General features: G+C 39.0%; 24 protein-coding genes. All 24 read right to left on the bottom strand.

From position 1 onward, the window contains the following. Window position 1: 1 nt before the first annotated feature. The 24 genes from NMS_RS05855 to NMS_RS05745 all read right to left on the bottom strand — a co-directional run bounded on the left by NMS_RS05855 (window position 2) and on the right by NMS_RS05745 (window position 22,639). Entirely contained in the window at window positions 2–382 is a 381-nt protein-coding gene (locus NMS_RS05855; RefSeq protein WP_173405816.1) for a BfmA/BtgA family mobilization protein, read from the bottom strand. Window positions 383–827: 445 nt separating this feature from the next. Next, window positions 828–1,025: a hypothetical protein gene (locus NMS_RS05850; protein ID WP_041495868.1), complete on the bottom strand. Its 198-nt coding sequence runs from the start codon at window positions 1,023–1,025 to the stop codon at window positions 828–830. Window positions 1,026–1,036: 11 nt separating this feature from the next. Further along, window positions 1,037–1,417, bottom strand: a complete 381-nt coding sequence (locus NMS_RS05845) for a DUF6876 family protein (protein ID WP_041495867.1) — start codon at window positions 1,415–1,417, stop codon at window positions 1,037–1,039. 79 nt (window positions 1,418–1,496) lie between these two features. Continuing rightward, entirely contained in the window at window positions 1,497–1,841 is a 345-nt protein-coding gene (locus NMS_RS05840; RefSeq protein WP_041495866.1) for a single-stranded DNA-binding protein, read from the bottom strand. 788 nt (window positions 1,842–2,629) lie between these two features. Next, window positions 2,630–3,466, bottom strand: coding sequence for a DUF932 domain-containing protein (locus NMS_RS05835; RefSeq protein ID WP_041495865.1), 837 nt, complete (start codon window positions 3,464–3,466; stop codon window positions 2,630–2,632). A gap of 17 nt (window positions 3,467–3,483) precedes the next feature. Beyond that, a complete protein-coding gene (locus tag NMS_RS13890; RefSeq protein ID WP_158448965.1) occupies window positions 3,484–3,645 on the bottom strand; it encodes a hypothetical protein in 162 nt (53 codons plus the stop codon). A 256-nt stretch (window positions 3,646–3,901) separates the two neighbouring features. Continuing rightward, window positions 3,902–5,689, bottom strand: a complete 1,788-nt coding sequence (locus NMS_RS05830; RefSeq protein WP_041495864.1) for a ParB/RepB/Spo0J family partition protein — start codon at window positions 5,687–5,689, stop codon at window positions 3,902–3,904. Between the two features lie 265 nt (window positions 5,690–5,954). Continuing rightward, a complete protein-coding gene (locus NMS_RS05825) occupies window positions 5,955–7,697 on the bottom strand; it encodes an efflux RND transporter periplasmic adaptor subunit (RefSeq protein WP_041495863.1) in 1,743 nt (580 codons plus the stop codon). Window positions 7,698–7,728: 31 nt separating this feature from the next. Next, window positions 7,729–8,217, bottom strand: coding sequence for a DUF305 domain-containing protein (locus NMS_RS05820; RefSeq protein WP_034260688.1), 489 nt, complete (start codon window positions 8,215–8,217; stop codon window positions 7,729–7,731). A 21-nt stretch (window positions 8,218–8,238) separates the two neighbouring features. Continuing rightward, window positions 8,239–8,949, bottom strand: coding sequence for a PepSY domain-containing protein (locus NMS_RS05815; protein WP_034260690.1), 711 nt, complete (start codon window positions 8,947–8,949; stop codon window positions 8,239–8,241). Beyond that, the gene (locus NMS_RS05810) at window positions 8,949–11,471 is read right to left on the bottom strand and encodes a heavy metal translocating P-type ATPase (protein ID WP_041495862.1); all 2,523 of its coding nucleotides are present in this window, start codon (window positions 11,469–11,471) and stop codon (window positions 8,949–8,951) included. Before NMS_RS05810 ends, NMS_RS05815 begins: the two co-directional genes overlap by 1 nt. Window position 11,472: 1 nt before the next feature. Next, window positions 11,473–11,766: a hypothetical protein gene (locus NMS_RS05805; protein WP_041495861.1), complete on the bottom strand. Its 294-nt coding sequence runs from the start codon at window positions 11,764–11,766 to the stop codon at window positions 11,473–11,475. A gap of 11 nt (window positions 11,767–11,777) precedes the next feature. Continuing rightward, window positions 11,778–13,004, bottom strand: a complete 1,227-nt coding sequence (locus NMS_RS05800) for a permease (protein ID WP_041495860.1) — start codon at window positions 13,002–13,004, stop codon at window positions 11,778–11,780. An 86-nt stretch (window positions 13,005–13,090) separates the two neighbouring features. Beyond that, window positions 13,091–13,669, bottom strand: a complete 579-nt coding sequence (locus NMS_RS05795; RefSeq protein WP_041495859.1) for a DUF2911 domain-containing protein — start codon at window positions 13,667–13,669, stop codon at window positions 13,091–13,093. A gap of 6 nt (window positions 13,670–13,675) precedes the next feature. Then, complete coding sequence (locus NMS_RS05790) at window positions 13,676–14,152, bottom strand: YybH family protein (RefSeq protein ID WP_041495858.1); 477 nt, start codon at window positions 14,150–14,152, stop codon at window positions 13,676–13,678. 18 nt (window positions 14,153–14,170) lie between these two features. Further along, the gene (locus NMS_RS05785) at window positions 14,171–14,719 is read right to left on the bottom strand and encodes an ion channel (RefSeq protein ID WP_041495856.1); all 549 of its coding nucleotides are present in this window, start codon (window positions 14,717–14,719) and stop codon (window positions 14,171–14,173) included. 690 nt (window positions 14,720–15,409) lie between these two features. Then, window positions 15,410–15,964 (bottom strand): DUF3347 domain-containing protein, encoded by a 555-nt coding sequence (locus NMS_RS05780; RefSeq protein WP_041495855.1) that lies wholly within the window; start codon window positions 15,962–15,964, stop codon window positions 15,410–15,412. A 20-nt stretch (window positions 15,965–15,984) separates the two neighbouring features. After that, entirely contained in the window at window positions 15,985–16,437 is a 453-nt protein-coding gene (locus tag NMS_RS05775; RefSeq protein WP_041495854.1) for a heme-binding domain-containing protein, read from the bottom strand. Beyond that, entirely contained in the window at window positions 16,438–17,055 is a 618-nt protein-coding gene (locus NMS_RS05770; protein WP_041495853.1) for a DUF3347 domain-containing protein, read from the bottom strand. It lies immediately after the preceding gene. 17 nt (window positions 17,056–17,072) lie between these two features. Continuing rightward, entirely contained in the window at window positions 17,073–17,609 is a 537-nt protein-coding gene (locus NMS_RS05765; protein ID WP_052476759.1) for a DUF3347 domain-containing protein, read from the bottom strand. Between the two features lie 464 nt (window positions 17,610–18,073). Beyond that, complete coding sequence (locus tag NMS_RS05760) at window positions 18,074–20,419, bottom strand: multicopper oxidase domain-containing protein (RefSeq protein WP_041495852.1); 2,346 nt, start codon at window positions 20,417–20,419, stop codon at window positions 18,074–18,076. A 47-nt stretch (window positions 20,420–20,466) separates the two neighbouring features. Continuing rightward, window positions 20,467–20,787 (bottom strand): four-helix bundle copper-binding protein, encoded by a 321-nt coding sequence (locus tag NMS_RS05755; protein ID WP_041497511.1) that lies wholly within the window; start codon window positions 20,785–20,787, stop codon window positions 20,467–20,469. An 86-nt stretch (window positions 20,788–20,873) separates the two neighbouring features. Then, window positions 20,874–21,440, bottom strand: a complete 567-nt coding sequence (locus NMS_RS05750) for a helix-turn-helix domain-containing protein (RefSeq protein ID WP_041495851.1) — start codon at window positions 21,438–21,440, stop codon at window positions 20,874–20,876. 2 nt (window positions 21,441–21,442) lie between these two features. After that, window positions 21,443–22,639, bottom strand: a complete 1,197-nt coding sequence (locus NMS_RS05745) for a TolC family protein (protein WP_041497510.1) — start codon at window positions 22,637–22,639, stop codon at window positions 21,443–21,445. Window positions 22,640–22,714: the final 75 nt, after the last annotated feature.

The following is a 22,714-nucleotide window of genomic DNA, read 5'->3' as shown; positions in this document are numbered from 1 at the left end:
ATTAGAGTTCGTTTTTTAGATTTCGCTTTTCGCGAAAGCGCACTTCTTTCTTTTCCTCGGCATATTTCTTTTCAACTATCAATGGTTTTTTGTTGGGTTCGTCTATCACAAAAAGGGATTGCAACATTGCGACCGTAGGTTTGGTTTGGGTCTTTTCTACATCACGCATTATGGCGATGACCGCATTGATTCTTTTGAGCAATTTCGCTTCGATGGTTCGCCCCGTTGGTCCTAATTTTTCCTTTGGGGAAATCTCGTTATAGAGGAAAAAATCGAGGATGTTTTCCATCGCTTCGGTGTGCGTTTTAAAGTGCATTTTTGAAAATTCTTGAAACCGCTTGGCCGTTTTTCGTTTGAACCTGATAGTGATAAATGAATCCATTTCCTTTCGCCTTTTTAAAGATTTGACGTAAATCCATCCCTGTTTACTGGTGTTTCAAGACCATTTGACGCAAATTGTTGGAAATTTTAAATCCTGTTTGATTTTAAGTAATTAAAAATCAATGGATTAAAACGAAAATGGAATATGTAACGCGGCGCAGCCCGTTACCCTCTTGCTATTCCTTTTCGCCACGCGCAAGCGTGACAAAAATCCATACAATCCGGCTAAAAAGCCGATTGCCATTTTCAGAGAAAATGATTTTCCGATATGTTATTTTTCGATGTGCAAGGCTATCGGCGAAAGTCGAAAAGTGGATAACCCTACTTTAATTTGAATGCTGAATTTCAGCGAAATAAAGATAGTGATTTTTTCTTGATACAGAATTAATTACACACAAAAAACACCCCTAAAATTTTAGAGGTGCTTGGTTCAATTTTGCCGAAAATTATATATTGAAAACGTAGGTGTAGGAATATAAATTCCGAAGTGCTTCCTCTTCAATTATCGTTTCAAAACAGCCATAATTTTCCTTTACGTATTTGCGAATGCTATCCCCAAATTTTCGTTTCACATCTTCTTTGGACGTTTCCAAAAGTCGGTTTTGAGCCTCTTCGCTCAAGTCTGTAAAATTGAGATATACCATAGCTGAAGATTTTAATATTCACTTGGTAGCATCAGCGTATCATTTACAAAAAACAACCGCAGTTCATCGAGCGGAAAATCGGTGGCACGATAACCGTGTTTTTCCAAAATAGTATCGTTGCCATCACTATAAATTATCTCGGCTTCGTAACCCGAATAATCCTGTTTTTCTTCGGGCAATCTTTTAAAATCGATAGTGATAAATTCGCTTCGGTTCATCAGACTTTTCGCAATTACGGAAGCATCCGTAATAAGCCAAAAACATTCGGCAACTTCCGAAAGGTATTTCAACCCGTCTGTAAATCGTGTTTTCAATAGCGGGATTTGATAGAACATTTCTGTTCCATTGAAATATTGCAACCGCTCTTTAATTTCGTTAACTTGTGCTTTCATTGTGATTTCTGTTTTATGGAATTAATAATGAAAAAGAGGGCGCAACTTTCCAGAGGAACGCCCTCTTTAATTTTAAAGATTACTTGTCGTTTTTACTTCCAAGCAAAAGGATTTCATCGGCTACCACTTCGGTAACATAGCGTTGGTTTCCATCGTCGGTGGTGTAGGTTCGGGTCTTTAGTTTTCCCGTAATCCCAACTTCTTTGCCTTTTTCGACATATTTCTCAACGATTTCAGCGGTCTTGCCCCAAGCCACTACGGTATGCCAGTTGGTGTCCGTTTGCTTTTCGCCTTTGCTGTCTTTGTAATACTCGTTCGTGGCGAGTGAGAAGCGGGCTACTTTCTTACCGCTTTCAAGGTTCGTAATGGTTGGCTCTTGACCAACGTTTCCAATCAACTGTACGTGATTTCTAATAGTACTCATAACTAAATGGTTTTAAATGCCCTTTATAGGCTTGATTAATATTTCCCTTTTCAATTCAGATTAAATTTTAAGGGGTGTTTGTTCTTTTCTTTCGTGCATCGCACAATGGATATAGTGGGTTTTGTCAAGACTTTTAGGGAATAAATCAGGTGTGTTTGCGACGTAGTAAAATGCTCGCATTTTCAAGGAAGTAGATACCTTATTTTTCACTAAAACTTTGTACAGTCTTGACAAGTTCCATAAGGGCATTAGCAATTCTTTTAAATCAGGTTACGATTTGAGCGTACCGACAGTTAAGCGAAATGAGTAGCTGGGTTTAACCCGCCTGACCGGACGGGCAGGTGTAGAATTGGTTATGTCGTGCCTGTTTTTCGACGACCCGAAAAACAACAAAGGCTTTATCCATTATAAACCCCTTAAAATGTGTAAGACAGCGGTTCGGTTTTTAAGGATTTTCGAGTGAGGGCTCAAGAAGACCGCGCCGAAAATCCTGTTAAGAAAACCGAAGTGATGGCTTTCCGATGAGAAAGCGGACTTAATTCACAATTTTGGCTCGGGAATGAAGTGTTCCTTCCCAGAGCATCGGGAAGGGTTAACGGAATGGAAAGCTGAAATTGGGAATTGTGTCCAAGATATTTGTAGTGAAGCTCTTTTCCCGAAATGAAGTGGTTGCCTGCTTTTTTCGGCAGGCAGACGTGGAATGAAGGGGAATGTGCTGAGTGGGAAAGTAAATGCTTATGATATATTTAGTCATCCAGTTTAAGGTACTGGACAAACCTTTATTTAATTTATGCCATAGCATAGACTTCATCAAACAGCTTTTTATCCAACCGTTCTTGTTGGCCGAAGCTTTTCTTCAATACATTATGAAGTATAGAATTAAAGGCATTGTAACCCAGCCAAAGATTCGGTTCTTCATTAAGCAACAAGGCTTCGTAGTTCAATATTTCAATGACTTCACGAGACTTTTTTGAAGGGTCGCTGTTCTTGTCGCTACATTCGTATCTAAAAAGTTTTGTTTTATCGAGAATGGCTTTTACAAATTCCTGTGTGTCGATGATTTTAAATTCCTTCATCTTATCGAATTTCTTAGTAATGGTATAGAACTCGTTATCAAGAAATTTATCAAACAAATTATTCAACCTCGGCATAATGAGGTGTGTATTGTTCTTACTGTGCTTGATGGAAAATTCAATTTCAGCTTGTGAAACGTGCAGACCATTGGAACATACTTCTCTGTAAAATCCGAAGTGGCCAGAGGTCTTTTCGCTACCATCATACGAGTTCTTAAACCGAAGCATTGGCAGAATCAGGTCTTTATCATTCTTGACCGTAAATTGGCTTTTATCGTCTATGATAAAGTCGGTAATGAAAGACCTATCATTTTTATTTATGGTGCGCTTGTGAAAATTCAGATGTGCATCGGTCAGCATTTCCTCGGCTTTCTTGAAAAACAGTTGATTTGGAATATGGCCATAGCTGTTCGAAACGACATTCACGATTTTGCCATTTGAGATGATGGCATTTTCAAGCCCTCTTCGGGATTCCATCTGTGTCAGGCTTTTTAAGGATTTCATTTCTGATGGAACGAAGATTTCATCCTGTTGCAAATTTTGTAAATACATAGCTTTTGAATTTTAGGTTAAACATTTTGTAATAACACCGCATAATAGATTGGATGCTTTTCCCTGTAATAAGCCAGATGGCTTTCAGCACTTTCAATAGTGTAGTTTTCTTTACTCGATTGATAATGTATTTCAGCCTCTTGTGGCGAAATTTTAGGTTTTTCGGATATTCGTTTCATAATGATATATTTTGATTAAACAATATTTGAGCAGTACCCAAACGGAAGCTAAAATCTCAGCTCAAAAGGAAACGGAATAAATAGGCGTAGGACGGTGAGATGGCTTTATGCCGTAGTCTTTTGATGGGTGTATTTTACGAGTTTACCTTTGCGCCAACTATTGATTGATAACCCTTCCTTGCAAATCCATTCTTTTAGGCACTAAAAAAAGAAAAAGGGCCAGCACGAATGACGACCCTTCTTCAAACAACAAAAGCTAATCGTTGAGTTCCTGAATTTTCTTTTCAAGAACTGTGATGCGCTCTTTCAAACGTGCTTCACGCTTGTCTCTTTCTACCAAGTATTCTTTTGCAATACTATCAATCTTAGACTTATAATATCCTTGTATTGCATTGAAGAATGAAATGTTTGTCAAGTTATTTATGTGATTGCTTTCGCCAAAATGCACTTGCTTTGTAAGTATATAGCGAATCAATTTGTGGAAGATTTCTTTTTTGAAATTCTTCTTAAAATGCGCCACGGTTTCTACTCTGGTCATTTTTGATGTATCACCTAAGAGTTTTGAAAAATACTTTTGCTGCGCTGTATAATCCACATTATTTTCAAACAGCGAAATTGAAAACGCAACCATTTCATCTACCGAAAGCGTTTTTTTGGTATCGATATAATCCGTCTCACGAATCATCTGTACCACTTCTTCAAACTGCTTGTTGTTCTCTATTTGCTTCTTACGGATTTCCCTTTCGTTGATTTTCACGATTTGTTCTTCAGGTGTACAATCTGCCATTTTTCTATTGGCCAATGGTGCTGAATAATCACTCGATTTATCTTTTGATTTCTCGATTATCTTTACAAACACTTCTTTGTTTTGGTAGGTCTCAGGATGGAACACGATGCCGTTTCCAAATCCATTGTCAGTTGCCGAATTGTAATTTTTCAACTCTTCTTCGTAGTTCTCAATGGCTTCCTTAAGCTCAGCTTTCAATTCGTCTTCAGAATAATCGTAATGTTGATATTCTATCTTAATGGCCTCGATTGTCGGCTTAATTGGTTCTTCGATTATTTCAACATCATCCAGTAGATAGACCTTCAAGCCATTTTTTTCCAACTGTGAAATAATAAGCTGATTGTTTTCGTTATCTGCCCAATACTGTCTAATTTCAGGAATCAGTAGAATATTCTCTTTCTTGGATTTCTCAATCAGGTTCAAGAATGATTTACTTTTCTTCGTTTCAAAACAAGCTGATTTTGTGCAGACCATTTTACCCTCGCCGAACAGATTGCCTTGATTGGCTGCATTGAACGGACATTCTACACAAGAGCCTGCTTTCGGCACTAATTTCTTATCAGCTACATCGAAAGATGCCTTTTCCAAATCATAGGTTTGGTCTTTTATCATCCTGTTAATTTGGTGTGCATTAAAATCTTCGCCCATCGTTTCCAACATCATCTGTTGTTCCTCTGGTTCAAAAAGTGCGACACCAACACCCAATGAAATGGTCATTTCGCCGTTGCGGACAAAGTGTTTGAAACCTTCAATCAAACCTGCCAATTTTAAGCGTTGTCTGATAAAGTTATCCGTTCTACCCAATCGTTTGGCAATTTCTGTTGGCGCATATTTCTCGCTTAGATAGGCAATTGCCTCAGCTTCCTCGGTAGGTTCTACATCCTGTCGTTGCAGGTTCTCGATGATTTGAACTTCCAAAACATCATTGTTTTGATAAGTCCTCACGATGCAGGGTATGGTCTTTTTTCCAGCCAGTTTGCTTGCACGATATCGGCGTTCGCCCATCACGATGACATAATGGCCATTTAGTTGCCTTACCGTGATTGGCTGCAATACACCGTGCTCTTCGATACTCTCAGAAAGTTGCTGTAATGCATCTTTGTTGAAAGTCTTTCTTGGTTGTTCTGGGTCAGTTTTGATTTTGCCCAATGGTAAGTTCTGAATTTGAAGTACGGATAATTTCTTTCCATTTACTTCTTTTTTTGTAGTTGCTTTTGCTCTACTGCGCTTCTTTGTGGTACTCGCTTTTGTTGTCATAATACTCAAATTTTTGATTAAACAATATTTGAGCAGAAACCAAACGGAAGATAAAATCTTGGCTCAAAAGGAAACGGAATAAATGAGTAGTGGCAGAAGCGATGGCTTTATGCCGTAGTCTTTTGATGGAAGTATTTTACGAGTTTAATTTGCGGGTATATTGTATGATAATAAACCCCTCTCTATCGAAAGGGGTTATAAAAAAATTGAAAAGTATCTTAAAGGTTTTCGGTATTTAGCTTCTTAAAATACTAAAGGAATAAAACTACTTAATTTCCTCAATCACACTACCACACGTGAGCATCGCATCGCCATAATAGGGGTTACGAATTTCTTCTTCCGTGCTTAGCCAAACTGCGCCTTTATTATTATTTGCCATTGGGCATTTCTGAACGTATAGTATCGCGTCAGTTCCATTTACACTCATCGCAATGGGCACCATATTTTCATTTAATATCACAAAATGGTCACGTTGATTTTCCAGATTGTCGTTCGCTGCAATGGCATCGAGCATTTCAATACTTTTCTTTATATGTGATTGTTCCATACTACCGAGACTTTTCATATCTACGGATTTTAAAGATGTTGATGTCGCTTTCGCGAAAGCGGAAACCTGATTTGCATCGCTCGCTACCAAAGCATCTTTCATCTGCAAATAAGGCTTGAGGGCTTTTTTAAATTGCTTTTGAAAATTCTCTGAAAATTCCATTTTCATTTCAGACATTGGCATCATAGCATCCTCTTTCTTTCCCTGATTCATCATAGATTTCTTCCCTTGTAGCTGTGCTGCTGCGTCTACTGTAAAGGTTCCGTTGGTCACAATCTCATCGCCATTTTTTAAGCCCTCTGTTACAGCATAATTTTCGCCATTACGATTTCCGATGGTTACTTCACGCATTTCAAAAACGGGTTCGTTGGGATTGGTTTTTATATATAGCAATGAGCGTTCGCCTGTCCACATTACGGAGCTTGCAGGAACTGTTATCGCTTCGTTGGTCATCTTCATTTCCCCTTTGAGTTTACCCGTTACAAACATTCCTGGTTTAAAGAGGTCATCTGTGTTTTTTAGTGTTGCTCTTACGGTAACCGTTCTCGTTGCATTATTCAATATTGGGTCAATAAATGAAACCGTGGCGTCAAATTCTTTATTGGCATAGGCATTGGTTACTACCTTTATTTTCTGGCCCACTTTTAAATTTGAAATTTGATTTTCATAGGCATCAAATTCTGCCCAAACCGAATTTAGATTGCTTACTTTCAAAATGGGCTGACCCTGTTTTACATAATCGCCTTCTCGTGCCATCACTTCTGAAACCGTTCCTGAAACGGTGGCATAAATGGGGAAATTATCTCGCACTTTTCCTGAAGTTTCAATCGCATTAATTTGGGCTTCTGAAAGTTTCCATAGTTTCAATTTGTTGCGCACTGCTTTATACAGTTCAGGCTGCGATTCTTTTAATGAAGCGGTTGTGAGCAATTCTTGCTGTGCAGCGACCAAATTTGGCGCATAAATTGTAGCCAGCAATTGACCACGATTTACTTTTTGGCCTTCATAATTGACATTCAAACGCTCAATACGCCCATCGAAATAGCTTGCTTGTACGGCATTGTTTTCTTCGTTGGTCGCGATTTTGCCGGAAAGCGTAATCATTCCATCGTCTTCTGACATAGTGCCATTACCCACAATAGTAGTTTGAATGTTGGCCAGCGCCATTGCGTTCTCTGTCATTTTAATCTCATTCATTGCAAGGCCATCGGCACCAGATTCGGCAGGTATCAAGTCCATTCCACATATAGGGCAGTCACCTGGTTCGGGTTGCATAATCTGTGGGTGCATTGAGCAGGTCCACATTTGGTTTTCCGACTCGCCGGAATGGTCGTGGGTATCTGACATATCGGATAAATCCTTAACAGCATTTTGTTCTGTTCCTGAATTTCCGAATATGAGATATCCTGCCAATAAGCCTGCGATAACTGCAATACTTATATAAATAATGTTCTTTTTCATAATAATAATTTTATAGAAATTAGTACTCGTACTATTCCTCTTTTTCGTTTTCTAATCTGTAAATTATTTTTTTCATCTGTGCGATTTCCCGTAATTGTGCCTCAATAATTTCTTCTGCCAATTTTTTAGCTTCAGGGTCTTTGATATCTGCTCTTTTACTTGTTAAAATTGCTATTGAATGGTGCGGTATCATTGCTTTCATCCAGAGCACATCGCCCACAGTTGATTTTTGTTCACGCACCAAGGTCAAAGCACTTACAAACAATACTATACTTCCTAAAACAATTGCGATATTCTTTTTCTTGTTTTTGTACATCCCGCGCATTGCAACAAACATAATAATGGCCATCGCTGCAATCCCTAAACAGACCATATAAAAGCGGGTTAGGCTAAACCATACGTGGTCCCACTCATAAGTGTTTAGGTACATTGTGATGTACATAGCCACGAAGGATGCAGCGAGCATTCCTACAAATTTTGTGTATTGATTTTTCTTTTTGTTTTCCATTGAATTTTCCATAATAGTTGATTTTAATGTTACTTATTTACGATTGTTTTTAATTAATTTTCTAAGAGTTGGTGATGAAATATACCAAAGGATAAAGCCACTCAATACTGTTATCAAGCCTAACAGTGAAAAAGCTCTTAAAACAATAGTGTTGAAGTTATCCCTTCCCTGATAATCCATTGTGTGGGTCATCCATAAAAAATCGAACCAGCGCCAATCGCGATGACGTACTGTTTGAAAAGCACCATTCTCAATCGCCACGTAGGCTTTTAAATTTTCATCGGTTTTATATGAAATCTCATAAGCAGGTAATGGTCGTCCGCGGTACTCGTGGTGGTCGCCAACAGATTCAATTCTTCGTATTTGGTCAAATTCTAAATCTGCCAACATATAGCGTTCTGACACTTTGATTGCTTCTTGTTCTGTGAGCTCGTCTTTCTTTGTTCCTGTAAGTGCATTATAAAGCACAGTCTCATTAATCCAATAATAGGGCGCATCCGCTATTTCAAGTAATTCTAATGACTTAATCGGTTCCTGAATATTTAGTTGAGAACTTCCCACCAAACCTGAAAATGCAGTTTGTTCAGGAATCTCTTTTTTGAAATGGTCGCCGTGTATCTCGTCAATATCCGTCCAGCTAAAATACATCCCGCTAATCGTCCACATCAGGAACTGAATACCCAGGAAGATACCCAAGTAGCGGTGGGCTTTTCGAATCCATTTTGCTGTTTTTCTATTGACCATTAGCTATCGATTTTTTTGGTACGTAATCGTAAGGCATTTGCAATAACCGATACGGAACTAAAACTCATTGCCAAAGCTGCAATCATAGGTGATAATAACAAACCGAAAAACGGAAATAGGACTCCAGCCGCAATGGGCACACCTAAGGTATTATAGATGAAAGCGAAAAAGAGATTCTGCTTGATATTTCGCATAACCATATGGCTTAAATTTTTAGCTTTTACGATACCGTGCAAATCACCTTTTACCAAGGTTATCATCGCACTTTCTATGGCTACATCTGTACCTGTCCCCATAGCGATTCCCACATTACTTTTTGCCAGTGCTGGTGCATCATTGATGCCATCACCTGCCATTGCGACCACCTTCCCTTCATTCTGCAATTTTTCAACTTCCTGCAACTTATTTTCAGGTAACATACTGGCTTTAAAGTCAGCAAGGTTTAGCTCTGATGCTACGGCCTGTGCTGTATCGTGGTTATCGCCCGTGAGCATTATCACGGCAATCCCCTTGTCCTGTAATTCCTTGATGGCCTTGGCGCTTGTTTTCTTGATTTTGTCGCCTATCACGACATAGCCTGAAACCTTACCATCAATAGCTAAATACGAAACGGTTTTCCCTTGTTTTTGAAAGGATTGTGCTTCATCTTTCATAGCAGATGAAATAGTAGCCTTGGCATATTCCATCATCCTATCGTTTCCTAAATCGAGCTTCTTGCCATCAACAGTACCTTCTACGCCTTTTCCCGTTATTGCGCTGAAATTTTCGGTTTTTGATAGTTCAACATTCTGCTGCTTTCCGTATTTCACAGTAGCTTCGGCCAATGGATGCTCGCTGGAACTGTTTAGAGATGCAATAAAATGTAGAATTTCGCTTTCGCTAAATTGTTTATCATCAAAAGAACCTACCTTCTCCACCGTGGGTTTTCCCTCGGTAATTGTTCCGGTCTTATCAACAATAAGGGTATCTACCTTGTCCATTTTTTCAAGGGCTTCGGCATTCTTGATAAGTACGCCATTCTGAGCGCCTTTACCAACACCCACCATAACGGACATCGGTGTTGCCAATCCTAATGCACACGGACAGGCGATAATCAATACGGCAATGGCATTCACAAACCCATAGACATAAGCGGGTTCCGGACCCCAGATTGCCCAAACGATAAAGGTTATGACCGCAATAAATATGACTATTGGCACAAAATAGCCTGAAACCGTATCGGCCAATTTCTGGATAGGGGCACGACTGCGACTGGCATCATTTACCATTTTGATGATTTGGGAAAGTAATGTGTCGCTACCTACTTTTTCGGCCTCCATCAAGAACGACTGGTTGCCGTTTATGGTACCGCTACTTACTTTGTCATCTACAGATTTATTAACTGGAATGGGCTCTCCCGAAATCATCGATTCATCTACAGTAGTTTCTCCTTCGGTAATTTTGCCATCAACAGGAATTTTATCTCCTGGTTTTACTCGTAGTATATCTCCTTTCTCTATCTGGTCGATGGAAACTTCTTCTTCATTTCCATCGACTACCTTAATAGCTTTATTGGGCGCAAGTTTTAAGAGTTCCTTGACCGCAGAATTGGTCTTACTGTGCGCACGGGCCTCAAGTACCTGTCCGAGTAGCACCAGCGTTAAAATAACTGTGGTCGCCTCAAAATAAACAAATACAGTTCCTGATTCGGTTAAAAAGTCTTGGGGGAAAAGCTGCGGAAACAGCATCCCGAAAACACTAAAAACCCAAGCCACTCCAGTACCTATGCCAATGAGCGTAAACATATTTAGGTTCCAGGTGACAATACTGCGATACGCACGTTCAAAGAACATCCACGTAGCATAGAAAACCACGGGAAGGGAAAGCACAAACTGAGCCCAGTTCCAGTATTTTATTTCGAGAATACTTTCCAAGGGATTGTTTGACAGCATTTCTGACATTGCTATGAAAAATATAGGCAATGTAAAAGCGACTGCTATCCAGAACTTTTTGAGCAATTTTTTATAGGTCTTTTCTTCTGCGGAAATATCGGGTTTCATCGGCACCAGGTCCATCCCACAAATAGGACAGTCTCCAGGTCCGTCTTTAACAACTTCAGGGTGCATAGGGCAGGTCCATTGCTCGGAAGTGGTGGCGGTTAAATTTTGTTCCTCGACTAAATCCATTCCGCAGACAGGACAGTCGCCTGGCTTGTCGTAGGTTTTATCTCCTTCGCAATGCATTGGACAGTAGAAGGTTCCTGTTCCTTTGCCTTTGGGTTGTGGTTTTTTCGCTTTCGCGGAAGCGGAATCATCTTTATGATGATGCTCGCCCGGTTTGTGGATAGAATACGTACCGCCGTCATCATTTAATACCTTTTGAAAAGTCTCGATAGGAATGTGAGATTCCATTTCGATGGTGGCTTCTGCTTTTTCCAAATTGACCGATGCACTGGTTACTCCCGCTACATTGGAAAGTATTTTTTCGACGTGATTCTGGCAACCGTTGCAGGTCATTCCGTGTATGTGATAGGTATGTTTCATTTTATCTTAATTTTTTTCGCATTGCTTCAGAAATATTCTCTGCATAGACGCCATAGGCATCGACCAATAATCCTTTAATTCCATTTTTTGATGAAATAGCGTAGAGAACGCTGTTGTCATCGGTACTGCTCATTCCTTCATAACGATGCATCTCATCTACATCGAAATCCTCTGGATGTAATTTTAGCTTTAGCGCATTACATTCAATGTGTCCCGAACATAAATTAAAATCATAAGTATAACCTTGCTCTTGCAAGTGGGTCATTGTTTGGGAAAGGGTATCGAATGTTTTCATAGCCACTAATTTTAGTTCACTAAAAATTTTACAATCAGTCCTCCAGCGAGCCATATATAACAGATGAAGGCTGCATATTTTAAAATCTTTTCGAGTAAAGGGCTTTTGGGTGCCATCTCGCTCATTGAATCCTCTACATCTTTTCGCTTAAAAAAACCCAGATAAACGAGATAGGCCGAAATGATGAGAAAAGCAACGTTCAAGAAAAAGGTATAATCAATCTTAAAAAATTCGCTATCTTGAATCTTCACCTGTGATGAATCTGGTAGCATATTCAATAAATCAAATCCATAATGAAGTGTCAATGCCGTACCGATTAATGCTGTAAAAAGTAAGAACAAGATGAAGAGTGACATCTTCCAGCCGTAGTATTTTGCATTGATGCGCAATACTGGAAAAACCACCAAATCGCTAAAAATAAAGGCCATTACGCCCGCAAAACTCACGCCTTTTCCGAATAGTAACGCTGCTAACGGAATGTTGCCCATTGAACCGATAAACGTCAAAAATGCGGCAACCGGACCGACCACAATATGTTCCAGAATTTCGAGAAATGTGAAATCTGTATTGCCTTGACCGCTATTGATAAATAAGGTCTGAAAGAACGAATCTGGCACAAAAGCCGCTGTAATACCCGCAACGGTAAAACCTACGGTTACATCCTTCCAGACCATTTGCCATTCCATCTTGTATTTTTTGGCAACGCGCGCCCAACTGTCTTCGTTCGTTATTTGTTTCTTCCAATCTTTGGAACCGTCCATCTCATCATCATCTTCATTTTCGAGATTCTTACGGGCTTTTTCGATGAGTTTTTTAGGATTGATGAGTCGTATCAGAATCCACGAAATACCAATCAAGAGAATACCACCTACATATTCGCCAACCACGAACTGCCATCCTAAGAATATGGAAATGATAATCCCCAATTCTATGACGAGATTGGTCGATGCCAACAGAAAGGCAATGGAAGACACAAAACTTGCCCCTTTCTTAAAAATGGATTTTGTACCTGCCAAAGCCGAAAAACTGCACGAGCTACTAATAAAGCCGAAAAAAGTGCCCAAAAGCACACTTTTGCCTTCGTTTTCGCCCATTGTTTTTTGCATCCGCTTTTCGGTCACGAAAATCTGTATCATACTACTGATGATATATCCCAAAATGAATGCCCAAAGCGCCATCCAGAAAAATCCGGTGGTCGTATAGGCGGCTTCGCCCCATTGTTTTAAAAATTCGTTCACGGTTTAAACTGTATTAGTTTTTCATTCTTTGATGATACACCTGTTTTTAATTTCTTTATCATTGAGCTTTGGTTGACCATATCTTGCTATTTTACTTTGAATGGAATTACTACTTTAACTTTTTCCCAAGCTAATGTTATCTCACCTTCCGTATCACTAATTTTCTTGATATTATATTCTAAGTGTTCTTTTAGACTATCTGCAATAATCGGTGTTATCTTAAATCGTATTACATCATCTTTTTCGTCATATTCATCCTTTCCGTGCTGGTTCCAATTGGAATTTAAAATGATGGTCCATTCTTCTTTTGAAGGAATGGTAAAAAATCCATATTTACCTGCTTTCAGTTCCTTACCATCTATTTCTAAATCCGTATCCGTCTCTATCCACGTAGCCATATGTGCCCCTGCTTGCCAGACTTGGTCATACGCCAGCAAACCACCAAAAATCATCCTGTCCCTAACCCCTGGCGATGAATAATCAATATGGATGTGCGCATTACCAATGGTCGCCATTGCAGAGGTGTGGGGGCTTAACACTTTTTTTGGCGGTTGTTCTATGGTTGTTTCTTTCGACTGTTCCGGCAATGGCTCGGTTTTCTTCTCTTTACAACTGGTAATAAGAAGAAGACCGAACACTATACTAATTGAAATATATCTACTCATCGGTTGTTACTTAGTATTTCTTGAAGATGAATGGGTTTTTATTATTTTCCATTTTCCATCTATTTTTTTAAGGATTGAGGTTGCTACCCCTTTTTTCTTTATGGCCCGGCTATTTCCCTTGTCGTCCGGATTGAGGACAATGGTATATATGTATGTTTCGGTAGTAAAGGCATAGGGTACATCTACCTTTACATCGATTTCATAATCTGAAAATTCAAATTTTTCAAAGTGACCCAATTCCGGCCCTAAATGATGTTCTATATAGTGGCTGTACGTACCCTCGACGCCTCCCGATTCAAAAACCTCGGAATCCTCGGTAAATAATTCGAAAGTACCATCGGTCGTTAGGTTTTGTAAGGCATCCTTATAGCTTTTCATTACTGTAAGCACTGCTTCTTTTTCTGTTTTTGCATCTTGTCCAAATAGTGGGCTTGTCGCTATTATGAGCAACATTACCACCGTAGTTAATTTTAGTGTTTTCATACTTTTAGTTTTTAAAGGTTATTTATTTACTCGAATTCTATTCACATTTGCGATACCAAAGACCAGGACGAAAAACCGCAGTGCCACTTCAAGCGCCACCAGGATTTTCGCGGGTAAGGAAATTGGGACTATATCACCATATCCTACTGATGAGAATGTTATCAAACTAAAATAGGATAAATCAAAAACTACCGACAGTCCATCATTGCCAATACTGTTGTTCATTTTAAAATGAATAGCATCCACAAACTGTAACGCCGTGTAATCTATTGCAAACGATAAAACTATCAACACAATCAGATATCCGAACAAGACCAGTACGTGGCTCAATAGATGGCTCTGACCAATTATCTTCATTAGTTGGTTAAAGGACAAGGCTATAATAAATCCTATTTTTAGTAATGTTAAGGCAAGAAGTATACCTATAGCCAAAAGCCCTTCCATAGTAGGTAGCGCATACAGTTCGATTACTGAAGCAATTAGCAGCACCAATAGAACATACTTTGAGCTATTGAAAAGTTGCCCATAAAACGCCCTTGTGGTTTCTATGTCTTTTTCTTTATCCATTCTTATTTATTATCTGTAAAAATCTCATCATACGTCTTTTGTTTCGAGTTTGCTTATTCTTCTAACCAAAAAACTGCAACGCCAATGCACCACCAATTATTAATGTTAGGATTGTATACACTATATAGTCAGTCCACTTCTTTAATGGACTTTTATTTTGCGCTTTGCCATTATTTGTATTGCAGCAATCCTTCATCAACTTTATATATTTTTCAGCTTGAGATTATGAAACTGAAATTATTAGATTATACTTGAAGATGAGAGGCGAACTGGTATTAACCAATAAACCAATCTGAAATGCTCACCTCCCAAAATCAAGTAATCTTCACTAAACTTCTCTTTTTCAATAATCCTCTATTTTGCCCCAAAAGGGAAGAGCTTCATCATCACTAATTGATGCATCGTCTCTTCCATATTCGGGCTACTATTAACCAAATCAACCTTTCTTTTTCAATAAATTTATTGTGCCTAATTAAGAGAAAGGGCCTTAAAAACCAACCAGAAATACGTGCCCTCTCTCTTATTAGGACTTAAATTTTTGCCTGACTTGGGAAGGAACTAACACTAACCATCAATTATTTTCCTTCCCACGACAGGATTTATAAACTATTCTAGATTCTCCAAAAACTCTATTACTATCTGTTAACTAATAAACCAGAACAAGAAAAGGGCTTCTTGGATAGAGATAATCTATTGAATAGTCTTTTGTACTTTGCCACACGTAAGCATCTTGCTCCCGTAATACGGATTCCTCACTTCATCCTTTTGGCTCAACCACGCGCTACCTTTATCGTACATTGGGCAAAATTGTTGGTACAGTGTATTTTTTGTTCCAGTAATGGCCACCATATCCGTGATATCCTTGCTTAACGTTTTAAAATGTTCGCGTTGGTGGTCTATGGCGCTTTCGGCAATATGCTCGGCGTGTTCGGTGGCATCTTCTATAATATCTGCCAGCTCGCTTTGTTGTTCTTTTGTATAGTTACTGCTGTCAAATGCTTTTAAGGAAGCCACTAATGTAGTGCCTAATTGTGCCGCTTTTTTGGTATCATCAGCCACCAAGGCATCTTTTAGGTTGAAATAGTCATTTAAAATCACTTCTGCCTTTGCATCAGTCTTGGTATCCATCATTTTACTATGGTCCATTTTCATATTGCTGTGGTCCATTTTATCTTTTTCCTGTGCATAAGCAAAAGAAACCGTTAACAATAGCATTGCTGCTATACTCGTTTTTATCTTTTTCATAATTCTAATTTTTAGGTTATTTATAAACTGTCTTTTAATTGTGTTACCCAATTGATGATTTCTTCCGTTTCTTCTTTCGAGAACTTGGCGTCTCTATGAATTAAGGTGTATGAATCCAAGGGCATCTCACCACTTTCAATTTGCTTGATGATAGACCTTAATTTACTTGTCTTTCTGCGACTTGACAATGAATCCCATTCGTTGAAATTGAGCTCTGCCTTACCTTCTTTAATGTGGTCTTCCAAAAACCAAGCAACTGGTTGAACTCGATTATACCAAGGATATTGGGTGTTGTTACTGTGACAATCATAGCAGGAAACCTGTATCTTTTTCTGAATAGCCTCCGGAACCTTATGCACCAACATAAAATCTGTTTGGGGCACGGTATCGCTTTGATTACGTGTTGTAGGAATAAACTGAATTACAACAAACACCACCAAAAGAATTCCCGCTATGATTTTTACAATCTTCATTTAGTTGATTTCTTTCTGGACTTTACCGCAGGTTAACATTTTACTACCGTAATACGGATTCTTAACGTCCTTGCTCGTGCTCAACCAAGCGCTACCGCCATCATACATTGGGCAAAACTGTTGGTACAAGGTGTTTTCTGTTCCTGTAATAGCAACCATATCTGTTACATCCTTGCTCAATACTTTAAAGTGCTCTCGCTGGTGTGTTATATCGCTTTCTGAAATGTGCTCTGCGTGTTCTACCGCATCCTCAACGATGTCCTTTAAATCTGATTGCTGCGTATCGGTGTATTCTGAAATATCGAGCTTTCCTAAGGTTGTTGCGAGGCTTGCCCCAAGTTCTTTGGCTTTGGCATTATCATCGTTAACCAAAGCGTCCTTAAGTTTAAAATAGTCGGTCAAAATAGCTTCTGCTTTTGCGTCTTGACCATTGTTCATTGCTATTTCATCATCTTCATTCATTGGTTTATCATCCATCATATCATCCATCGATTTTTGATGCATCTCATTGCTCATAGGCGCTGCGGGTTCGTTTTTGTTTCCGTCTTTGCAGGCAGTAGCACTAAATAGAACTAATGCCAGTCCGGCAATCATTACATTTTGTTTCATCATTTTCATAATTATATATTTAAGGGTTATTTATTAATGGTTTTTTTGACCGACCCGCACTTCAGCATTTTCTCTCCGAAATAGGGATTGGTAATTTCTTTTACATCTGCATACCAATAGGCTCCTTCATTGTTAAATGCCATTGGGCAGTATTTTTTGTATATGGTTCCTTCAGATAAGGCATCTTCAAACATAGGCCCCGCCTTTTCCGTGAACTGTGCAAAAAGTTCCCTGACCTCTTCTATATCTTGAGCATCAGCCATTTGTTGTGCGAGCTTTTTCATCTCCATTCGTTCTTCACCAAATGATGCTGCCATATCCTTGCTAATGGATTTTGCTTGACTCTCATCGCTTTTTGCCAGCGCCATCTTGATTTCAAGGTAATTGTGCCATACCTTCCCGGTCATCCCGTCTATAAAGCCTTGGTCTGCCACATCTGCAGTGTTTTCTTTTGCGGTCTTTACCTCTTCAGGTGTGTTAATCTCTACAGTTTGTTTTTCCTTGCAGCTAATAAATGCTATAAGTGCAAAAGCTGCGATTGTTGTTTTCATTAGTGTTTTCATTATTCTTATTTTAAATTGTTACTCTTTAAACTTTTACAAATGACCTGTAGGTTCCATCTAAATATCATCAGATTATAATAGACATTCAACAATCAACTGTTTAATTATTTTTTATAAAAACAATATCGAAAAGCGTTATTGTTTTAGGTCGATACATTGTTTTTAAAATCCGATACTGTTAAACTTCAGAACCTTCCTGTATCCCTATTATTGAGTTATTACTTTTTTCTTTTACCGGCTATAAAAAATATTAACCATCCCAAAAGGGCAAGTCCTATTATCCACCAAAATATCATCATACCTTTAATTTTTATAATTATTATTATCGTTTTAAGAAAGATTACCCTCTATATGTTGTTTTCGCTCCTTTGTCAATTTTCCCATCATATGAGTACCCCTTCCTATCATTTTATTATTGTTCGTTAATCTTAATACTTATTGTTAAGGTGTTAATCAAGGAACTTTTAAAATCTTAGAGAAAGCCCACCACCTGCACCAAAACGGTTGTCGTAGCTTCCCATTAGTGAAAAATTCTTTGATAGTAAATATTCTACTCCTGCGCTCCAAGTAACCTCTTCTTTAAAATTAACCCCTTGTGGCAGGTCATCTACCCAACCAAAATCCATTTGGTATTCATACATTCCAAATATGATGGTTCTTGGAAAAATTGAGATGGCACGACTCAAACTTATCTGTGGGCGCAACTTACTGTCCGTACGGACATCAAGTGTAAAGAGGTAAGGGGTGAGGTAGCGTATCCCCGCAATGGCGGTTGTATTTATCTCTTCAAGGCTATCCTCCATTCCATTTTCAATATTTATACCACCAAAAACGGTCAAATAATCATATAGATACCTGTCATATGCTACCTCTACTTCCATATTCTTGTTCCATCCATATTCGCCCCTCAGTGAAAACTGGTTACGGATGTTTGAGCTTACTAAGTTCAAGGTGGTCATATGTGATGCAGCATCTACCATACCCCAAGAATAAAATTGGTCTGTTTCGTGTATAAGTTTAGATACTGGAAACTCTTCTAATCGTGGGTCGCGAGGTGTATCATAACTCACAATACGAGCCATACCTCCCATCATATGATAAAGTATGTGACAGTGAAAAAACCAGTCGCCATATTCATTACCATAAAACTCGATGGTTATTTCCTGCATAGGCGGTACATTTACTGTGTGTTTTAGGGGTGAGTATTCCCCATTCTCGTTGATGACCCTAAAAAAATGTCCGTGCAAGTGCATCGGGTGGTGCATCATCGTTAAGTTATTGAACGTGATTCGGGTTACTTCATCTCCCTTTATCTTTATCTTGTCCGCTTCAGAAAGAGGTACACCGTTCAAGCTCCAGATATACCGTTGCATATTTCCAGTAAGGTTCAACAAAATTTCGGTTACAGGCACGTCGGGGTCATAGTTGGTTTTCTCGGGTGATTTAAGATAATCGTAGTTGTATTCTGAAAACATATTCATTCCCTGCATTCCATCCGGTTCGTCCATTTTCATATCATCCATTTTTTTATCCATTTTTCCCATTTTGGAATGGTCCATCTGCATTGAATCCTTTGGCTTTTCCATAGACATATTCTTCATCTTGTCTCCTCCCTTCATAGCCGATTGTTCCATTTCCATTTCTCCCATTGTCATATCGCTCTTTTGCATTCCCCACTTTTCCTTCATTTCGTAGCGCTCATCCTTTCTTGGTCTAAATTTTAATGCTGGTGCTCCCATTTTCATTTTCATCTTCGCCATTTGCTGCATCATCGCAATTTTATCTGGTCTTGGTATATCTGGTGCAGCTATCACCTCTCCCTGGCCCAAATAGGCAGTAGCTGTGCCAGAACCATCCTGTGCCATAATCTTGTATTCGAGTTTTCCGTTGTCAGGTATCGTGACGATAAAATCATAGGTCTCTGCAACACCAATAAAAGTCTTGTTCTTTCTTACGGGAACTACATCCTTTCCATCAGCTGCCACCATCAATGGGTCTTCCCCTCCAAAGGTCATCCAAAAAGAGGTTGATGCAGAACCATCGATAATGCGCAGACGTACTTTCTCTCCTGGTTTAAATTCGGGATATTCAATTTTCTCTTCTCCATTGATAAGAAATGCTGGGTAATAGATATCGGCAATATCGGCTCCTTCCATTCGTTGCCTCCAAAAATCGACCTGCGCACCCAAAGCACCTCTCGCAATTACTTGGTTAAGTGGCGTGGCCGTCCCTTTTCTGATATTGTACCATTCTGTGCCACGCTTTAAAAATCGTTGTACATCCCTTGGCTTTTCGTTAGTCCAATCTGAAAGTAGTAGCACGAGCTCTTTATCATATTCTAAATCTGTTTTTTCCTTGGGCTGTATTACAAAAGGACCATAGATACCACTTTGTTCCTGTAGCATTGTATGGGAATGATACCAGTAGGTTCCATTTTGCTTAATAGCAAATTCGTATTTTAAAGTCTTGCCAGGTTCGATAGGTGGGGTGGATAGATAGGGAACGCCATCGTAGAAATTTGGCAACAGAAGGCCGTGCCAATGTATCGATGATTCCACGCTCATCTCGTTCTTGACATAAATTACGGCATATTCGCCCTCATTAAAATTGAGTGTTGGCCCGGGGATTTGGCCATTTATGGTCATCCCCATAACTTCCTTGTCTGCTTTGTTTACGAGCTCCTCCCGTAGAGTAAGGGTATATTCCCTTACGGGCAGGTTATCTACATTGCCTTCTACGGAAGGCTCGGTCTGTGCTATGGCAGTTGATGATACAAGAATCATCAAAAGAATTAAGATTTTTGAATTCATAAGTGCTATTTTAAATTAAATGTATGGTCTGTAAAATCGGTTTTGTTTTATGCTAAATAGCTTTCACAAGCCTCAGCACATTTTCTACAGGCTTCTGCACAATCTTGACAGTGTTTGTGGTCGTGCTGTGAACATTCATCTGCACAAGCGTTACAAACTTTTTGACAGTAGCGTACCAAATCATCTACATCTTCAAATTTGGTTGCCAACACCTGAGCCAAAGTGCTACAGACCTCTGCACAGACACGGTCTGTGCGAATACAATTGACCATCATCTTTAGATTTTCTTCTTCTAAACAGGCATCTGCACAATAATTACAATGGTTGATACAATTGCCAAGGGCGCTAATTAATTCTGAATTTCTCATCATTTTTTATTTTTAATTAAACATTAAATTTCCAAGGGAAATTACTGCTGTAAATCAACAGCTTGTGTCATAATATTGGTTCTTATCTACATAATTTTGTCCAACGAATTCCTAAAATTCTTTTGTTGGGATTTATAGGTCGAAAGGCTCATTCCCGTCTCGCTTTTAAACTGTCCACTTAAATGGTTGATATGGCTGTAATCGAGCAATTGGCTTATTTCTGTGAAATTATAATCGGGTGTTTGGATAAGTTCCTTGACCTTTTCTATCTTTAGTTTGATAAAATATTTTTCAATAGTGATTCCCTCGGTAATGGAAAACACTTTGCTGATTTTTGAATAGTCCTTTTGTAATTTATCCGCAAGAAAATCTGATAACTTCCCATCAATTTCAAGCGGCATTACATTCAATAACTTTATCAATTCAATTTTTACTTTCTCGGTTAATTTATCCTCGGTAGAAGTGATGAGGGCAAATCCATTTCTGTCTAAAATTTCGATTAGTGTGTTCAATTGTTCTTTTTCATCGATATCCAATCGAAGTCTTCCCAACTCAATATCCAACAGACCAATCTTTAGCTTACGTATTTCATCTTTTAAGACCTTGATGCAACGGTCGCAAACCATATTTTTTATGTAAAAATCTTTTACCATTGCTATTGAATTAAATAATTGATTATGGATTGTTGCACGTAATACATCTGAACCGATTCTATCTGATTAATCTGAAATTTTAATTGCAATTCCTGTATATCGAGCACATCGTTGAAATCTATCGTTCCCGTTTCATAATTCTTGATTAGAATTTGCTCGGCATCTTTGGCCTGCTTTAAATTCTTACTCTGAGTATTGAATTTAATTCGGGCTTGGTTGCGTTGGGATATACCTTTCGCGAAAGCGGATTCCAACACATTTAATCGTTGCTCTTTTTGGGTTTCAATTTCCTGTTGGCGTAACTCATTTTGCCTTGAAATGGACTTGTACCTATTGTTAAAAATGGGAATGGAAACCGAAACCATAGGCATCAATACATCTTTTCCATTGTCTATAGGGTTCATATCGGTACGCTCGCTTACCGGTAGATAATCCACACCAAAGCCAACCATAGGTAGGCTCTCGCGTTGATTGAGCAATTCTGATTGTGCTACGGATTCGTACAATTTATCGTACTTGAGCAGTTCAGGATTGAGCGATAGTGCGTCTGTTCCGTATATAGGGTCATTCTCTGGTATTTTCATTTCTGCAACTAAATCAACCGTACTATTTTCATCCCGATTTAAGAGATTATTGAAGGTTGTTTGTTCTGCGCTAAATTCTTCTTCCAATACCTCTTTTTGCTGCTGCAATTCATTTTGACGAATCTGCAACCGCAATACATCTACCGCAGATGCCTTGCCCACTTCTACCGAGGTAAGGGCAAGTCGCTCATAGGTTTTTAATAATTGGATGTTCTCGTCAAGTACCTCTTGCTTTGCTCTTGTTTCATACAATCTATAATAGGATTGCGCTACTGAAAGCGCCAATTTTCGTTTGGCGATTGTGATTTCCACATATTCAGCTTCGGCCATTGAAGTCGCATAATTTTCACGTGCGGTAACGGTTCCAAACCAAGGCAACATCTGTTTTACGCCTATCCGTGCTCGTTGTGCGCCCACTCTTGTTTCTGGCTCACTTACAAAATATCCTAAGTTTACTTCAGTATTGGGTAACCAGTTTGCTTCATTGACTTTTTCTTCGGCAATATTGTAGCGTAGTTCAAAAGCCTGAATTTCTGGGTTATTAGCTTCAGCTTCTTCAATGTATCTTTGTAGTTGTTGCGCCTGCCCGCCGATGGAAATCAGTACAATGCTCATTATTAGTAGTGCGTTCAGGCGAGCTTTCGCACTTCGTCTTCGCTCAGCATAAACTTCAGCGGAAACAAACAAAAG

Source organism: Nonlabens marinus S1-08, assembly GCF_000831385.1.
Lineage (GTDB): Bacteria > Bacteroidota > Bacteroidia > Flavobacteriales > Flavobacteriaceae > Nonlabens > Nonlabens marinus.
Note: the sequence above shows the minus strand (reverse complement) of the source record. Positions and strands in the feature narration are given on the sequence as shown.

Excerpts from the sequence above, each read along its gene's own strand:
- NMS_RS05770 (WP_041495853.1), bottom strand. The coding sequence starts at position 17,055 with ATGAAAATGATGAAACAAAATGTAATGATTGCCGGACTGGCATTAGTT.
- NMS_RS05755 (WP_041497511.1), bottom strand. The coding sequence starts at position 20,787 with ATGAGAAATTCAGAATTAATTAGCGCCCTTGGCAATTGTATCAACCAT.
- NMS_RS05825 (WP_041495863.1), bottom strand. The coding sequence starts at position 7,697 with ATGAAAAAGAACATTATTTATATAAGTATTGCAGTTATCGCAGGCTTA.
- NMS_RS05780 (WP_041495855.1), bottom strand. The coding sequence starts at position 15,964 with ATGAAAAAGATAAAAACGAGTATAGCAGCAATGCTATTGTTAACGGTT.
- NMS_RS05750 (WP_041495851.1), bottom strand. The coding sequence starts at position 21,440 with ATGGTAAAAGATTTTTACATAAAAAATATGGTTTGCGACCGTTGCATC.
- NMS_RS05765 (WP_052476759.1), bottom strand. The coding sequence starts at position 17,609 with ATGAAAACACTAATGAAAACAACAATCGCAGCTTTTGCACTTATAGCA.
- NMS_RS05790 (WP_041495858.1), bottom strand. The coding sequence starts at position 14,152 with ATGAAAACACTAAAATTAACTACGGTGGTAATGTTGCTCATAATAGCG.
- NMS_RS05795 (WP_041495859.1), bottom strand. The coding sequence starts at position 13,669 with ATGAGTAGATATATTTCAATTAGTATAGTGTTCGGTCTTCTTCTTATT.
- NMS_RS05815 (WP_034260690.1), bottom strand. The coding sequence starts at position 8,949 with ATGGTCAATAGAAAAACAGCAAAATGGATTCGAAAAGCCCACCGCTAC.
- NMS_RS13890 (WP_158448965.1), bottom strand. The coding sequence starts at position 3,645 with ATGAAACGAATATCCGAAAAACCTAAAATTTCGCCACAAGAGGCTGAA.
- NMS_RS05760 (WP_041495852.1), bottom strand. The coding sequence starts at position 20,419 with ATGAATTCAAAAATCTTAATTCTTTTGATGATTCTTGTATCATCAACT.
- NMS_RS05845 (WP_041495867.1), bottom strand. The coding sequence starts at position 1,417 with ATGAAAGCACAAGTTAACGAAATTAAAGAGCGGTTGCAATATTTCAAT.
- NMS_RS05830 (WP_041495864.1), bottom strand. The coding sequence starts at position 5,689 with ATGACAACAAAAGCGAGTACCACAAAGAAGCGCAGTAGAGCAAAAGCA.
- NMS_RS05855 (WP_173405816.1), bottom strand. The coding sequence starts at position 382 with ATGGATTCATTTATCACTATCAGGTTCAAACGAAAAACGGCCAAGCGG.
- NMS_RS05835 (WP_041495865.1), bottom strand. The coding sequence starts at position 3,466 with ATGTATTTACAAAATTTGCAACAGGATGAAATCTTCGTTCCATCAGAA.
- NMS_RS05745 (WP_041497510.1), bottom strand. The coding sequence starts at position 22,639 with ATGAGCATTGTACTGATTTCCATCGGCGGGCAGGCGCAACAACTACAA.
- NMS_RS05840 (WP_041495866.1), bottom strand. The coding sequence starts at position 1,841 with ATGAGTACTATTAGAAATCACGTACAGTTGATTGGAAACGTTGGTCAA.
- NMS_RS05775 (WP_041495854.1), bottom strand. The coding sequence starts at position 16,437 with ATGAAGATTGTAAAAATCATAGCGGGAATTCTTTTGGTGGTGTTTGTT.
- NMS_RS05785 (WP_041495856.1), bottom strand. The coding sequence starts at position 14,719 with ATGGATAAAGAAAAAGACATAGAAACCACAAGGGCGTTTTATGGGCAA.
- NMS_RS05805 (WP_041495861.1), bottom strand. The coding sequence starts at position 11,766 with ATGAAAACATTCGATACCCTTTCCCAAACAATGACCCACTTGCAAGAG.
- NMS_RS05820 (WP_034260688.1), bottom strand. The coding sequence starts at position 8,217 with ATGGAAAATTCAATGGAAAACAAAAAGAAAAATCAATACACAAAATTT.
- NMS_RS05850 (WP_041495868.1), bottom strand. The coding sequence starts at position 1,025 with ATGGTATATCTCAATTTTACAGACTTGAGCGAAGAGGCTCAAAACCGA.
- NMS_RS05810 (WP_041495862.1), bottom strand. The coding sequence starts at position 11,471 with ATGAAACATACCTATCACATACACGGAATGACCTGCAACGGTTGCCAG.